Genomic DNA, 14,888 nt, shown 5'->3' on the forward strand with positions numbered 1-14,888 from the left:
TTCGTAGTTAAAGCAGTCATCAATTTCAATTTAAAATATTTGTTATTCCGCAGGTGCAAATTGTAATACTATGGTGGAAGAGTTTGAAGTTTAGTAAACAGTTGGGGGGGGTAATTGTCCGTATTTTTTACACATCTAATCTAAGTCAAAGCTGAAAAAACATAAGCTATTGTATTTTATGTAAATAAAATATTGGCATAATTTATGCCGAGCGCCAACCTCAGGTGATATTAATGACACCGTTATCATATGGATAGATCACCCAGATTGATGGAGAGGTTATGTTTAAAAAAATTTTTTTAGTATCTAGTTTGCTCATCACGTCGATGACTGCTCATGCTGGCTTTATATCTGGTACCCATACAACCGCAGGTGGTAAAACTGTTAATTTACAGGGGTTGGAGTGGATGCCACTGGCTTATACTTTGGGTTTGTCACGCAATCAAGTCGAAGATGCGAGCGGCTTCACAGACAGATTCAACGGTAAGTGGAAAAATGGCGATTGGCGGTACGCCACGCGCGCCGAAACATCGTTACTATTAATGTCATTACACGGTGGTGACGACGCCAGCCAACATTTTTTCGACGAACTAAACGCGGACGGGGCTAAATGGTTCACTAAGCAGTTCGGTACTACGTACCACTATGATTGGTGGGACTACACATATTTCAATTATGGCGAGAGAGAACAATGTTCATATACGTACGAACATAAGGGGTGTCTGCAAGGGATCGTCCATTATCAGAATTTTCAAAAAAAAGGAATGTTTAGCCTCCAACAAGGGCTGAGCGCGACTGCCGATGAAAACCTTCTAGTTCGCTGGCATCCCGACTTTGCCAATTCGGTTACCGCAAGCCTATTAGTTCGCCCTTCCAGTGTACCCAGCACCCCCGTAAGCGCTCCTTCCGCCCTTAGCATATTCGCTTTAGGTTTATGCGGTTTGCTGTTGCGTCGTCGTAAAATTGCTGCATAAAGGCATGACACAGCACGCTGGGCTCTAACCCAGCATACACCCATTGCAGCCACCGCTGTTGGTAGGACGCAAGCAAGGCTGGTCGATTGGACTGGCCTTTCTTTTGCTCATAAAGCTGCGCTAGCCTACACCGGTATTTTTGCATTGTTTTTTCGGCCGGTTGCAACAACCCGCCACTAAAGAGATACCCTAAAAAACTAAAACCCCTCTCAATGGCGCCAATAAACGTCTTATCAGGGGCCTTGGTTAACTTTAACAGCGTCAACTGCTGGAACTCTGGTGACACCCACCCAAACTCGGCCAGATGGAAACTCTGGAAACTCTGGTGACACCCACCGATTCTTAACTCTCACACATTGACATTAACTTTTATGCAACCACATTTAACTTCAACTCACACGACAAGGAATGTCAGGGAGGGCGAAAATGGCCCAAGCAAGGAAGAAGCAGGTTTCTGTTGATGCAACACCAAGTTACCACGTGGTCAGCCGCTGTGTGCGGCGCACATTTCTGTTTGGTTGCTTTGAAAACAAGGATTTCAGCCATCGCCGGCAATTGATTGTTGAGCGCCTTGCTGAACTCGCCAAAGTCTTTTGTATAACAGTTTCAGCCTTTGCCATTATGTCCAACCATTACCATTTGGTTGTCCGCATTCAAAAGCAACAAGCTCTTGATTTAGATGCACATGAAGTAATCAGACGCTGGAACGCTTTGTTTCGGTTACCTGTTTTGGTCGAGCGTTTTTCCAACGACATCCCAATGTCATCAGCGCCACCACTGCGTTCGCCGGTTCGCCCGTTCGCCCGTTCGCGCCTCCCGCGCTCACTCTTAACCGCTCACTCCGGGGATTCCGCTGCTGGCTTTGTTGGGGGTTGGAGATGGCTGCAATGAGCGAGTTGTAGTCATCGAATATGAGGTAATGTACGGCGTGTGACGCCCAGCGGGCTGCGCTTGCCGGTACCTACGATCTTAATTAGCGAGTAGGTACGCGCAAGCGATAGCGCCGCCGTACATGACGATGAAAAATGTCCGCTTCTGGAAAAAGCGGCTGATGGATATCCAATGCCGTGGTCTGAATAAAACGAACACTACAGATTACTTCGTTAGTACTCCGGTGCTGGTGCAGCAAGCTGTTATGACGACCAGCACCAACACTAATGCACTTGCCATGCTGAACTGTCCTCCCGACCAGTCGCGGGCGACATGACTAAGCATGGGATTATCCTGTAATTGCCAGGCCGCTAATCCAACACCTGAGGCCAGACCCAACCACACTGCGCGGTTAGATCGCCGGCGCGGGGCTGGTAAGCGCGACATGACGGTATCGACAAAACCGTCATCTGGGACTGCATCTGCTGCACTGTCGCGAAGCAGCTGGTGCAACAGGTCATCGTCTTGATCTTCCGTGCTTAAACTCATGTCGTCACTCCTGTATTCTCGTTGCTTTGGTAGTCTTTCAACCATTGACGCAAACGCGCACTGCCGCGTGTTGCGTGCGTTTTAACCGTGCCAAGGGGCAACCCGGTGATGTCGGCAGTTTCCTCATGACTCAGTCCCATCTGCGTGTGATACAGCATCACCACCCGCTCGCCTTCAGGCAGCGCTTGCAGCGCCTTTTGCAAATCACGCTGCAAACCCGCGCGCTGCCGGGGTCCTGCGGCTTGATCAAGCAGAGTTTCTTCCTGCATTTCGTGTATGGGTTGCTGCCGATACGCTTGCAGGAAGCAATTGTGTGCGATGCGATACAACCAGGTCGAAAACCGCGCTTCGCTGCGAAATTGCGACAATTTGCGCCATGCCAGCAGGAAGGTTTCCTGCGCTAAATCATCTGCCCAGGCGTGATCATCCCGGCACAGGCGTCGCAATTGGGCGCGCACGTTGCTCTGATGCCTGCGGACCAGCTGATTAAACGCCTGTCGGTCTTCATGCAGCAGGACACGTTTAACCAGCGCAAGATCCAGGCGCGACTCAACTTCAGGTACCACGCATGTCGCCTGCGCGTTGATCGAGCCACCAATTGGCGAGATAGCCAAGGCCCAGCATGATTGGCAACAGCCCCAGCCCCCACAGATCCGCAAGATGCTGACCTTCGTCACTCTGCACCGGCAATACCAGTAAGCTCAGCATCAAACCGATGCCACCACACAATAGAACCAGACCGCGCCGCCGATCAGCATGGGGTTGGTGCTGCTCAGCCAAAACCGTCAAGGGTAAGTCCACGCCTTTGTCGGCCAGTTGCAGCAAGGTGCGATAACGCGCCTCCGTTTGCTGGCGAACAAAGCGCAGGGCAAGGGCGACCAGGGCAACAGGCGTTGCCAGAACTAAAAGCGGTATCATCATTTCGATGGTCATCTGCAAACACCTACTGTTTTATGCGTGGCTATTTGGATTGTGTGGTAACAGTCGTCACCAACGGCATCCGGTTACCATAGTATTCAACCAGCGATTCTGCCGCGGGCGGGTCCATGTTGGAAAGGGCAATCACCACATCACCAGTCGCCGGATAAATGCGTAAAGCGCCGTTCATGCCCTCTGCACCGCCGACATGGCCGAAGTGACGGGCAGTGCCTTCACCACCCAGTTGGAAACCGTAGCCGTACAAGCCACTGGGCGTCTGACTGCGGGTTGCTGCTGCCAGTGTTTGTGCTGCTATCAACTTGCCGTTTAATAATGCCTGTGCAAAGAGTTGCAGATCGCCGGTAGTTGAATAGCCGCCGCCGGCAGCAGTGCCGCGCCACGGCAAGGTGTCCCGATTATTGACCAGACCTTTTTCTGAATGCATATAACCGACAGATAGCTGTGTGCGTACCTGTTCTTCCGGTTCAGCACCAGTGGCGTGCATGCCGGCGGGTTTGAAGATATGGTCGCGGACATACGTGTGGTAAGACTGACCGCTAACCCGTTCAATCACCCGTCCCAGCAAGACGTAACCGTAGTTGGAATATGCCTCGCGACTACCGGGGGTGAACTCTGGCGCGCGGTGCCCAAACAACCGGACATAATCGGCGTGCTCACGGGTTTTTAGTCTTTGTTGCTGATATTCATCAGTAAAAATGTCGCCTGTGCCGCCGGTATGGGTCAGCAAGTGCCGCAGAGTTGTGTTTTTGGCGAGCGTGGTATTTGGATAATCGGATAAATAAGTAATCAGCGGCGCATCAAGCTGTAACTGGCCGCGTTCAACCAGTTGCAGCACCGCAATCGCCGTAAACATTTTGTACATCGAGCCGAGGCGGAACTGTGTGTTAGCTGTATTTTTTTGCGCGATGTCACGACGGGCGTCACCAAAATGTTGCTGCAAACGGATGTCGCCGCCACGAGCGACCAAAAGATTGCCGGCGAATTGTTCCTCTGCCAGCAGTTTCTGCGCTTTGCTTTGCAGCCGCTGCTGCGCATCGTGCTCGGACAACCGTGTGGGCATCAAATCCGCGGGCACAATTGCCATCGGCTGTAGGCTGACCGATTTGACCCGCTTTGAGTCTTTGCCATCCAGTTGCAGCGTCATGCTACCGACCCGGTCGCCATCATGTTCGCGAATAATCACCGTGACCTGGCCGGCATCATCCTGCGTCACACGCAACGCCTCAAATCCGCCCGTCATCTGCCGGAAAGCCAGTTCACGCTCCAGTTGCATATCTGGTTCATGTGCTGTTTTAAATGCTTGAAGCTTGGCCGCATCGCCGGTGTTAAAAGCTTGCAGCCGCTGTTTAGCGAGTTGTGCTGCCGGCGTATCCGGCCAGCGGATGTCAGCCAAAGTTGTTGCAGAGGCGAATGCCGCACAAAACAAAGCCAACAGGGAAATCTTCTTATTGAATAAATGCATGTGATGTCTCCGTCCAGTCCAATACTGGTTGCAAAGACTCTGATGCAAAGGGATGCGGTTTTAGATTCAATACCCAGAAATTTTTTCCAGGGCTCCGGCGGCCTGACTGAGTTGGCTGCGCCGCGCGACCAGATCCCGCCGGATCTGGCATTAGCTGAGGTTGATGAGCAGTACACTGCCTTACGGCGAGCAGAACCCCCGAAAGGGCACACCCAGCTAGCAGCGCTGGGTGAGAAATACGTATCCACTAAGAGTTGCCTGACCTGCGCCAGTGCAGTCCGAATTTACCTTGGAGTAAACTTCACTTCGATCTGCTGGTAGTACAGTGTGGTTTTACCTTCAAAACCAGAGTCAGTGCCAACAAATAACCAGACAGAACCCTGTGCATCGGTGGTCAATTCAAGGGCTTTTTCGGTGTTTTTTAATGTCTTGGCCCGGTAGACAGTGTTGTCACATTTACCGGCATCTGTCGCAATATTGCCTTGTACTTTAGCCTGAGTCCCGTCCTGCGACTGATCACCTTTTGGCACGTTGAGAGTAAACCCATCCTGTTGTGGCTCTTTGTCGGCATAACCAAACTTTAACCAGACTGACTCACCGGGCGACCCACCAATACCTACGCCGACACAGTCTTTACTTGCCGGACTGAGGAAGGTGACTTTCAGTTCGACCCTGTATCGACTGGACGGCGAGAGCCCGCTGATTTTGCGTTTTAAGAACATAAAGAGGTCAGCACTGCGGTTGTGGCCACTGAGCATAAATCCGGTCCCCTGAAAGCCTGCTGGTAAGTCGCGCAGGCCACTTTCCAATTCGTAGAGCGGAGCGTGTTTTAACAGATAATCACTAAAACCTGCTGTCCAGTTTTGGCTACCATGGCGGAAATCAAAACTAATCACATCGGTATGATCCCCAGATTTTATTTCGTGATCACAACCAGTCAGAAACAAGGTTGAGCATAAGGGTAAAAGCAACCAACACGGCAACTTCATCGCGATATCTCCCGGGTAGTTAAAGGAGTTTTTAGCCTATGAAATACTGTTCAGGGCAACTGTAACCTTGTGTCAATACACTGTGATTTAGATGGATGTCCTGTTACTACCTCCCGCGCTCACTCTTAACCGCTCACTCGGTGGATGCCGGTGCTGGCTTTGTTGGGGATTGGATATGGCTGCTATGAGCGAAAAGCAGATCTAAAAATGACTGATTTTCGAAAAAATAAATGTCCGCTTTGCTGCTGTTACGGACATTGCTGGAATTGCTTTTGGTGAAAAAAGAACACCCATAGTTCGGTCGGAGCTATGGGTGTCTTGAATCAATTTTCCTCAATTGTTATTTTGAGATGTGACATGACTAAAATCATTATTCAACCTTTCTATCTCAGAAATAAGCCAAGATTTAATATCTGGCCAACATTGAATAATTTTCTTAGGATTTGAGGGGTTAAATCTAACAACACGCCCACATTCATCTAAATTAACATATGAGCTATCTGCTAAATACCAACCTATTGTTATCTCATTAGATTCACTGCCTTTAATACGAATATCGCCATTCGCATGTAAGATGTCATCAGGGTAATCGAAGAAACCTTCTGAGACACGTTTTTCTGCAGGTACATATCCAAAGACTCTAAAACCTTTTTTGAAGAATAAGTTCATACCGTTCGCAAATCGGAAAAAATCTATAAGTGATGAATGTAAAATAGCTGGTTTCAGTATTTCATTCAGTTCAAGGATACTTTTCTCATCAATTGGAGGATATATAACATGTAAGTATGCTTTAGGTGCAACTTCTGGCATGTGTCCTAAAAAAATTGCTCCCGAATCACTTACCTTATTACCTACACTCGAGCCACAATTTAGCATACTGCTTATTTCATTATAAGGAAGATGACCATTCATTTTACTGACCTTTACTCACATGGAGTCAACGTTGCACACCCAGCTTCAGAAACCAGCATAGTTGCGTCCGGAATATACGACAATGCTTCTAACCCAGTAGCAAGAACAGTTAATGCTTTAACTCCAAAATCCCGATCTACTTCTGTAATCACCGTATTTGTTCCACCCAATTTTTGATGAAGATTCTCATGCTCATCTTTTTCCATGAACCGAATAAAGTTCGGATTCTCAGCAATAGCAATTTTCTCTTCAAGAGTTTTCCCGTTACTAACAGATGGCGCATGATGGCCATGCATACCTTTCAACTTGCCTGTTGAGAGCAATTCTTGCTGCCTCGCTTCAGACAGCCGTGAGCGTGGTGCACCAGTTTCTTCTAAGTACTGTTTCTCTAGCTTTAAAGCAGCTCTTCGACCTCGATCTCGAGCATTTTTAAGTGCTCTATCTTCCGCTTGCTTTCGGAGGTCTTTGATAGTTTTTGCAAGTACTTTCTTCTTAGCTAACCCATCAGGATCCACCGCATTCATAGGATCATTGCCAACATAGGCATAAAAGTTCATGCCGTCTTTGTAGCCAATCGGGTCGGTTTGTAGGAAACGGCCTAACTTTGGATGGTACACCCGCGCTTTGTAGTGATAAAGCTCAGTACCCGGCAATAAAATCTGGCCGGTATAACGAAAGCGCGATGCGCTTTGATTAATTGGTTCGCCATAAGGGCCGTATTGGTGTTTGGTAGTGACAGTACCAGCGCTGTTGGTCTCAGCCATAATGCTGCCGCGTTCGTCCGCGAGTAGGTAGGTCGGACTGGTGGTGCCGCTGCCGTCGTAACTGACTAACGGGTCGTCACTGCCAATGCCATGCACGTAGCGTTTAAGCATGGTGCCGGCGGCGTTATATTCCGCTATTAACTCTTAGCGGACTAAAGGCCGGTTGTTCTGGATCTGTTTATACCGCATCCGCAGCACAGCAAAGTGGTGTAGCCGTGCTCTTCAAAGCTGCTGTTGCGGACATTGCCTCAGGGCCTAAAAAAGAACACCCATAGTTCGGGGAAACTATGGGTGTCTCGGATTGGATTACTCCACCTGAATTAGGTAGACGCCAAATGATTTATTTTTATTGTACCGGGGGGCTGTTTACTTTTGATCGGAATCGCCACCAAATCGTGTAAAGCAATTTATATATCAAATAATACACAACAATAATAAACGTATTAAAATTCGTGTGAACACCCAACCCACCACTTGGGTGTATAAATTTTACTCCGTTATAATCTATGGCGTAAATCTCTGGTGGATAACCAACTGAAGAGTTATCTGTCTGTTTTTTTACATAAAAATCAACAGCGTAATCTATTTTCTTATCGTTTAGATGCATAATGCTTTCGATGTTGTCACAGTCCGCATAAGCACTAAATAAAATACGCCGCTCTGAAAAGCTTGACTTTATATACAAATAGTCCGTACCTGACATTTTTTTATCACAATAAAACCACTCAAGCACACCTCTCTCTCTCTTTAATTCTTTAGGATCTACCCCATAAATATATGTGCTAAAAAAGAACGAAATAGCAACCAATACAAGGGTGGATATAATCAAATAAAAAATGCTGGCATTGCGGATTTTAAAGTCTATCCAACTCTCCATGCGGTCTAAAAATTTGAGTCTATGAAACATTGTTATTTACCCTTGCAATCTATACGACCTGAGCACTCGACGATTCTAATCGCTTCTTTGTAATTCTGTCCGTCATTTACAACTCCAACAGCACCTGCGGCGTCGACAGCATCACCGCTTCTAGTCGCAGTTTTTATGTAACTTGCAACTCCGCCTGAAGCCAACGACTGCACTAGATCACCCGTCTTTTCAGCAAATTCAAGAAGTGATTCGTCTTTTGTGAGAAGTTCACCAGCAATTTTTGTAGTCAGTATTCCTGTAGCTGTCGGCTTGCCTGTCCAGGATGCATAAAGACTATTGGTGCTTGCCGCCAGCAACACCATACCTGTAAATGGACGGCCAGACCTAAAAGTAAGCGCAGATCCCGCGACACCGATTACTCCAGTAGCCGCGCCAATTGTATCTTTTGGAGCATAACTTTTCATTTCCAGCTCAGTCCTTTTTACCGCTGCATCGGCGCTGGTATAGGTATCAAATCCAAATGCTTGAGCAAGGCCATGCATAATTTCTTCACTATTTTTCCCCTCCGGATCTACGGCATTCATCGGGTCATTGCCGACATAGGCATACCAGTTCATGCCGTCTTTGTAGCCAATTGGGTCGGTTTGCAGGAAACGACCTAACTTTGGATGGTACACCCGGGCTTTATAGTGATAAAGCTCGGTGCCCGGCAATAAAATCTGTCCGGTGTATCTGAAACGCGAAGCGCTTTGGTTAATCGGTTCGCCGTAAGGGCCGTATTGGTGTTTGGTGGTGCCGCTGCCGTCATAACTGACTAAAGGGTCGTCACTGCCCACGCCATGCACGTAGCGTTTGAGCATGGTGCCGGCGGCGTTATATTCCGCTATTAACTCTTAGCGGACATCACAGTTACCAGCGTCAGAATGTCCGCTTTTGGCACATAGCGACGCCACAAACGAACTCGCAAAACGGTCGGGCGACAACGTTAGCAGACCCTCTGCGGCAGGGTGAAGACGGGATTTCAACAAGTCAGCAGTCTGGCTTGTTGCCGACTGAACGGGTTTTGCTCTGCAAAACCCCGGAACGCGGCTGACGAGACCCGGGAGTATTCACTGCGTGCGTGTGACGCCCATCGTGTGACGCCCAGTCTGTTGTCGTCAGTGCCGTTTGCTGCGGTCTTAGTCTGGTGTTCGTTTTGAATGTGGGTGTCCATGGATTCGTTGAACGAGGGGGCCTTGGATTCGCAATCGTACGGCGACGCTGCGCTTGCCGTACCTACGCCTCCCATCAGCGTTTTTTCCGGTTTCCCGGCATAAAAAAAGCCCGGCTAATCAGCCGGGCTAAAACCAGTTAAACACACACATCACACACTGGGACTAACTGGTGACCGGGACAGGGAGGCCTCGATCACCGGGACTACGGGGTTAGCGGTACAGCACCAGGTTGACCTGGTTTTCCAGCAATTCCTGCCGGCCACTGACGGCTTGTGGGCTCAGTTGTTTCTGTTCCACCAGCTCTGCCAGCGATTGCAGCGAATGTTGACCTTGCACAATGCCCTTCCCAAGCGGGGCGCTCCAGCCGGCGTAGCGTTTGGCAACGGCTTGGCCGAGGAAGTCTTTTTCAATCAGCAGCGCGGCTTTTTTCAGCGCTAAGGCTAAATGGTCCATGCCGCCGATGTGGCCGTGGAACAGGTCGTAGCGGTCAACGCTTTGACGGCGCAGTTTGGCGTCGAAGTTAAAGCCACCAGTCGAGAAGCCGCCGGCTTTGAGAATTTCGTACATCACCAGGCTCAGTTCTTCCACGCTGTTCGGGAACTGGTCAGTATCCCAGCCGTTTTGCGCGTCGCCGCGGTTGGCGTCGATGCTGCCAAAGATGCCGAGCGAAATGGCGGTGGCCACTTCATGGTGGAACGAATGACCGGCCAGGGTGGCGTGGTTGGCTTCAATATTGACGCGGAATTCTTTCTCGAGACCAAATTGCTTCAGGAAGCCGTACACAGTCGCTGAGTCATAATCGTATTGATGTTTGGTCGGTTCCTGTGGTTTTGGTTCGATCAGCAGCATGCCTTTAAAGCCGATTTTGTGTTTGTGCTCAACCACCATTTGCATAAAACGGCCGAGTTGCTCGCGCTCCTGACGCAGGTCGGTATTAAGCAGCGTTTCATAACCTTCACGGCCGCCCCACAGCACGTAGTTTTCACCGCCTAAACGCTGGGTCGCGTTCATGGCATGGAACACCTGAGTAGCGCCGTAACTGAACACTTCCGGGTCCGGGTTGGTCGCGGCACCTGCGGCATAACGCGGGTTACTGAACAGGTTGGCGGTGCCCCACAGCAGTTTGACGCCGGTTTCCGCCTGTTTTTGTTCCAGTACGTCGGTCATCGCTGCAAAGTTATTGATGTACTCGCGGATGCTGTTGCCTTCCGGCGCCACGTCAATGTCATGGAAACAGTAATAAGGAATGCCCAGCTTACTGAAGAATTCAAAAGCCACATCGGCTTTTTGCCGCGCCCGTTCCATCGCGTCACCGGCTTCCAGCCATGGCCGGCCAAAAGTGCCCTGACCAAACACGTCCTGACCATTCCAGCAGAAGTTATGCCAGTAACAGGCGGCCATGCGTAAATGCTCGGCCATGGTTTTGCCAAGGATTTTTTCGTTGGCGTTGTAATGTTTAAATGCCAGTGGGTTGGTGCTGTCGGCACCTTCAAAAACGATTTTGTCTAAGTTGTCGAAATACTGAGCCACGCTGCTCTCCTGAATATCATCGATACGGTTGGTGCTGTTGTTGTCATGGTGGGCGCTGGCTGGCATTCCCACAATTATGTTTTTTCAGAGCAATCTTGTGCTTTTCATCACAAGGGGGGCGCTGAGACCCCAAGCGCCTGCCGCGCAGGCAATAGGCCTAAAAATGTGGCTTCAGCGCGTCGTACAAGGCTTTAAAGCTGTTGTAACGTGCTGTCAGCGCCTGATGACGTTGTGGGTCCGGCTGGTGCGAACTGACCAGCGGCGGCGGTGGACACAAGGTCGCCGCCGCGACATCCGGATTCATCGCCAGCGCCGCCAGTCGGGCCGCACCCAGTGCCGGGCCTACTTCGCCACCTTCGCGAAAATTCAGGGGCAGGTTCAGTACGTCGGCCAGCAACTGCCGCCAGTAGGCGCTGCGCGCACCACCGCCAATCAGATTGATTTCATGCGGGATGCCACTCGCGCTATGCAGTGCTGCTGCACCCTGCGCTAAGGCAAAACTGACACCTTCCAGTACCGAATAAGTCATGGCGGCGCGGTCAGTATCGTGCGTCAGGCCAAACCAGACGCCTCGGGCATTGGGGTTGTTATGCGGGGTGCGTTCACCGGATAAATACGGCAGGAAAATCGGCGCTGCTGCCGGAATACCATCAGGCCAATCGTGGGTCTGTTCCAGCTCTGCTAACAGCTCGGCTACCGGGATTTTCATCAACTGTTCGCTGTACCATTGCAGGCAGCTGGCAGCGCTTAAGGTGACGGCCATCAGATGCCAGCTGTTCGGTAGTGCATGGCAAAAGGCGTGTACGGCGGAATCCGGATTGGCGCTGTAGCCCTGACTTACCGCGAAATAAACCCCGGACGTGCCAAGCGACAACATGGCCTGACCCGGCGCTAAAATACCGGCACCGACCGCACCGGCAGCATTATCGCCACCGCCGGCCACCAGCGGCACTTGCGCCATGCCCCAGCGTGCCGCCAAATCGGCGCTCAGCACGCCGGTGATTTGATTGCCTTCATACAGTTTTGGCATTTGATTGCGGCTGAGGCCACAAACACACAGCAGTTCATCGCTCCAGTCACGGGCTGCCATATCCAGCCACAAAGTGCCGGCCGAATCCGACATATCGGAGGCGAAGTCGCCGCTTAAACAGAACCGTAGGTAGTCTTTGGGTAATAACACCATCGCGACGCGGGCAAAGATGTCCGGCTCATGTTCACGCAGCCAGATCAACTTCGGTGCGGTAAAACCCGGCATCGCCAGATTGCCGGTGATATCAGCAAGCTCCGGTACCCGCTCGGTCAGTTGTTGGCACTGCGCGCCACTTCGGCCATCGTTCCATAAAATCGCCGGGCGCAGCACCTGATGCTGTGCATCCAGCAAAGTCGCGCCATGCATCTGGCCGGCCAGGCCAATGGCCCGGACACTGCTTAAGTCGCGGCGGGTGCTTAAGGTGTCGAGACATTGCTGCAATGCCGTCCACCAATGCGCGGGGTCCTGTTCCGACCACAATGGCTGTGGCCGGCTGACGGTGAGTGGGGCACTCGCACTGTCAATTACATGGTCTGCTGCATCCAGCAAAATCACCTTGATGCCGGATGTGCCTAAATCGATGCCTACATACATGGGCCAAATCACTTCTGTTACCTGAGAAAGATGGGCTCATGCTTGGGGTTTGGCTGGTTTGCGGCAATTATGAAAATTCATAATTTGCTGTTGAATTCTGCTTTCGACTTCCAGTCTTGATCCTTGTCAGTCTATTATCGATGCGGATAAGACGATTTTACTGATAACCAAAAAAGATAAAGACGGTGGAATTATGTTCAAGGCAAAACACAGTATTACGCTGCTGTTTAACGCAAACAAAGTGTACGATCGACAGGTGATTGAAGGCATTGGGCATTATCTGCAGTCGTCGAAAGTCGACTGGGATGTGTACCTCGAAGAAGACTTTTTATGCCGGCTGGAGCATATCCAGGAGTGGGGCGGCGACGGCATTATCGCCGACTTCGACGATATGGAGATCCAGCGCGCTTTAGCCGGTGCCAGCAAACCCGTGGTTGGAGTGGGCGGTTCGTATGCCAATGCGCAGGATTATCCGCCGGTGCCTTATGTGGCGACTGACAACTATGCGTTGGTACAGGCCGCGTACGAGCACTTAAAGCGCAAAGGCCTGGACCGTTTCGCGTTTTACAGCGTGCCGGCTGATGAAAACCATCGCTGGGCCGCCGAGCGCGAAAACGCTATTAAAAAACTGACCGCCAAAGATGGCTACGACTGCCAGATTTATAGCGGTCATTGCACCAGGCCTGAAACCTGGCAATATGCGATGAACCGGCTGACCGACTGGATCCAGTCTTTGCCAAAACCCATTGGCATTATCGCTGTGACCGATTCACGCGCCCGCCATCTGCTGCAGGCCTGTGAACATGTTGGCATCATAGTGCCGGACAATATCGCCATTATCGGCATCGACGATGATGACATCGCCCGTTATTTAAGCCGCATCAGCTTAAGTTCGGTCACGCAGGGCTGCTTTGAAATGGGTTATCAGGCGGCGAAATTGCTGCATACTCAGCTGAACAATATCGATGTCGGCCGCAAGCGTATTCTGGTATCGCCGGTCGGCGTGGCGTCCCGCCAGTCCACCGACTTTAAAGCACTACGCGACCCTTATGTCATTCAGGCGATGCACTACATCCGCCGCAATGCCAGCCGTGGTGTGAAGGTGGAGCAGGTCACTGATTTTGTGGGCATTTCACGGTCCAACCTTGAGCAACGGTTTCGCGCCGAACGCGGCCATTCGATCCACACCGAGCTGCACAATCAGAAACTGACCCGCGCCTGCAAAATGCTGATCGACACCCAGGTCAATCCAACCGAAATCGCCAACTTGTGTGGTTACCCGTCGTTGCAATATATGTACGCGGTATTCAAACGCCATTTTGGCCAGACGCCGAAGGAATACCGCATGGCCCGCGGTGAAGCTTTTGTCGATCAGGCGGTGAATGATTAGGGGGATGTGGCTGCGCAATATGCCAGCCACAACCTTTTTACAGGCTGAGTTTAAAACTCGTCCTGGAATTGGTTTAACACGTCCATGTGCTGATGGAGAACCCGCGCTACTTCAATATATTCAGGCGGTGCGGAACGGTAAAAAAAGATATGTTTGCCACATGGAAAGCTCCGTGCGCCCGGAGCGATCTCATCGCGTTGTCGGCCCAATTCGGGCTGCAACGCCAACAATCGTAGAGTTTTATCCAGCTCTGCCAGATACGATCTGGCTTGTGCAGTTCCCCAACGAGCTAACGCGCTTGCAGCAATCCCTCTGAGATCGGCCTCTGCCAGCGCTGATAGGCGGTAGCTAGCCATGAGATTCAGAGTCTACTTCTGCAAAAATATCCAATGCAGTTTTTGATGTTGATTCGCCAGCGGAAAGTTGGTCAAAACCTCTTGCCACTTCTAGCCTGAGGATTTCCAGCTTTTGTTGTTTCAGCAAGTCTTTTTCAAACAATAAACGCAGTCCATCCCGGATCACTTCACTGGCGGAGGTGTAGAGCCCTGAGGCAACTTTTTCGTTGATGCGTTTTTCAAACTCTGTACCCAAAGTGATATTCATTGTCACCTCAAAAAATGATTGCAATATGCGCATATTATGCCTGTATTCTGCGTGTCGCAATATGTGTTTAGGTGTTAGAAAAAGTAGCAAAGCAATTGAGACAGGCTGATCTGACAGTGAACCCCGGCCAAAAATCGCACAGTGCTGATGTGTTTTCATAACCGCCAAAGCATTGCTGTCTGGCGGTTTTTTCCTTCTAA

At 50.5% G+C, this 14,888-nt stretch carries 16 protein-coding genes; 3 read left to right on the top strand and 13 right to left on the bottom strand.

Annotated features, from left to right (window positions below; translation table 11 throughout):
• Positions 1–281 precede the first annotated feature (281 nt).
• Both ACFFJP_RS03145 and ACFFJP_RS03150 read left to right on the top strand, forming a co-directional pair.
• Positions 282–974 (top strand): hypothetical protein, encoded by a 693-nt coding sequence (locus tag ACFFJP_RS03145; RefSeq protein WP_377240431.1) that lies wholly within the window; start codon positions 282–284, stop codon positions 972–974.
• 426 nt (positions 975–1,400) lie between these two features.
• On the top strand, positions 1,401–1,865 hold the full coding sequence (locus ACFFJP_RS03150; RefSeq protein ID WP_377240433.1) for a hypothetical protein: 465 nt from the start codon (positions 1,401–1,403) through the stop codon (positions 1,863–1,865).
• 204 nt (positions 1,866–2,069) lie between these two features.
• Here ACFFJP_RS03150 and ACFFJP_RS03155 read toward each other — a convergent pair whose 3' ends face one another.
• The 11 genes from ACFFJP_RS03155 to xylB form a co-directional block, all read right to left on the bottom strand.
• Positions 2,070–2,393, bottom strand: a complete 324-nt coding sequence (locus ACFFJP_RS03155) for a DUF5056 domain-containing protein (RefSeq protein ID WP_377240435.1) — start codon at positions 2,391–2,393, stop codon at positions 2,070–2,072.
• The gene (locus ACFFJP_RS03160; RefSeq protein WP_377240437.1) at positions 2,390–2,959 is read right to left on the bottom strand and encodes an RNA polymerase sigma factor; all 570 of its coding nucleotides are present in this window, start codon (positions 2,957–2,959) and stop codon (positions 2,390–2,392) included. The genes ACFFJP_RS03155 and ACFFJP_RS03160 overlap by 4 nt, the downstream gene beginning before the upstream one ends.
• Entirely contained in the window at positions 2,949–3,326 is a 378-nt protein-coding gene (locus tag ACFFJP_RS03165; RefSeq protein WP_377240439.1) for a DUF6249 domain-containing protein, read from the bottom strand. The genes ACFFJP_RS03160 and ACFFJP_RS03165 overlap by 11 nt, the downstream gene beginning before the upstream one ends.
• 28 nt (positions 3,327–3,354) lie before the next feature.
• Complete coding sequence (locus ACFFJP_RS03170) at positions 3,355–4,794, bottom strand: serine hydrolase domain-containing protein (protein ID WP_377240441.1); 1,440 nt, start codon at positions 4,792–4,794, stop codon at positions 3,355–3,357.
• A 284-nt stretch (positions 4,795–5,078) separates the two neighbouring features.
• Complete coding sequence (locus tag ACFFJP_RS03175; protein ID WP_377240443.1) at positions 5,079–5,783, bottom strand: hypothetical protein; 705 nt, start codon at positions 5,781–5,783, stop codon at positions 5,079–5,081.
• A gap of 333 nt (positions 5,784–6,116) precedes the next feature.
• The gene (locus ACFFJP_RS03180; protein WP_377240445.1) at positions 6,117–6,695 is read right to left on the bottom strand and encodes a hypothetical protein; all 579 of its coding nucleotides are present in this window, start codon (positions 6,693–6,695) and stop codon (positions 6,117–6,119) included.
• Between the two features lie 11 nt (positions 6,696–6,706).
• Positions 6,707–7,570 (bottom strand): RHS repeat-associated core domain-containing protein, encoded by an 864-nt coding sequence (locus tag ACFFJP_RS03185; protein WP_377240447.1) that lies wholly within the window; start codon positions 7,568–7,570, stop codon positions 6,707–6,709.
• 235 nt (positions 7,571–7,805) lie between these two features.
• On the bottom strand, positions 7,806–8,366 hold the full coding sequence (locus ACFFJP_RS03190) for a response regulator (protein ID WP_377240449.1): 561 nt from the start codon (positions 8,364–8,366) through the stop codon (positions 7,806–7,808).
• Positions 8,367–8,368: 2 nt separating this feature from the next.
• A complete protein-coding gene (locus ACFFJP_RS03195; RefSeq protein WP_377240451.1) occupies positions 8,369–9,187 on the bottom strand; it encodes an RHS repeat-associated core domain-containing protein in 819 nt (272 codons plus the stop codon).
• 564 nt (positions 9,188–9,751) lie between these two features.
• A complete protein-coding gene (xylA, locus tag ACFFJP_RS03200; RefSeq protein WP_377240453.1) occupies positions 9,752–11,071 on the bottom strand; it encodes a xylose isomerase in 1,320 nt (439 codons plus the stop codon).
• Positions 11,072–11,228: 157 nt separating this feature from the next.
• The gene (xylB, locus tag ACFFJP_RS03205) at positions 11,229–12,707 is read right to left on the bottom strand and encodes a xylulokinase (RefSeq protein ID WP_377240455.1); all 1,479 of its coding nucleotides are present in this window, start codon (positions 12,705–12,707) and stop codon (positions 11,229–11,231) included.
• A gap of 181 nt (positions 12,708–12,888) precedes the next feature.
• Between xylB and ACFFJP_RS03210 the strand changes: the two genes are divergently transcribed.
• Positions 12,889–14,085 carry a XylR family transcriptional regulator gene (locus ACFFJP_RS03210; RefSeq protein WP_377240457.1) on the top strand — a complete coding sequence of 399 codons (1,197 nt, stop codon included), beginning with the start codon at positions 12,889–12,891 and terminating at the stop codon, positions 14,083–14,085.
• A 50-nt stretch (positions 14,086–14,135) separates the two neighbouring features.
• Here ACFFJP_RS03210 and ACFFJP_RS03215 read toward each other — a convergent pair whose 3' ends face one another.
• Positions 14,136–14,441, bottom strand: a complete 306-nt coding sequence (locus ACFFJP_RS03215; RefSeq protein WP_377240459.1) for a type II toxin-antitoxin system RelE/ParE family toxin — start codon at positions 14,439–14,441, stop codon at positions 14,136–14,138.
• Positions 14,434–14,688, bottom strand: coding sequence for a type II toxin-antitoxin system ParD family antitoxin (locus tag ACFFJP_RS03220; protein WP_377240461.1), 255 nt, complete (start codon positions 14,686–14,688; stop codon positions 14,434–14,436). The genes ACFFJP_RS03215 and ACFFJP_RS03220 overlap by 8 nt, the downstream gene beginning before the upstream one ends.
• Positions 14,689–14,888: the final 200 nt, after the last annotated feature.

It is taken from the genome of Rheinheimera tilapiae (assembly GCF_042432165.1).
GTDB classification, from domain to species: Bacteria; Pseudomonadota; Gammaproteobacteria; order Enterobacterales; family Alteromonadaceae; genus Pararheinheimera; species Pararheinheimera tilapiae.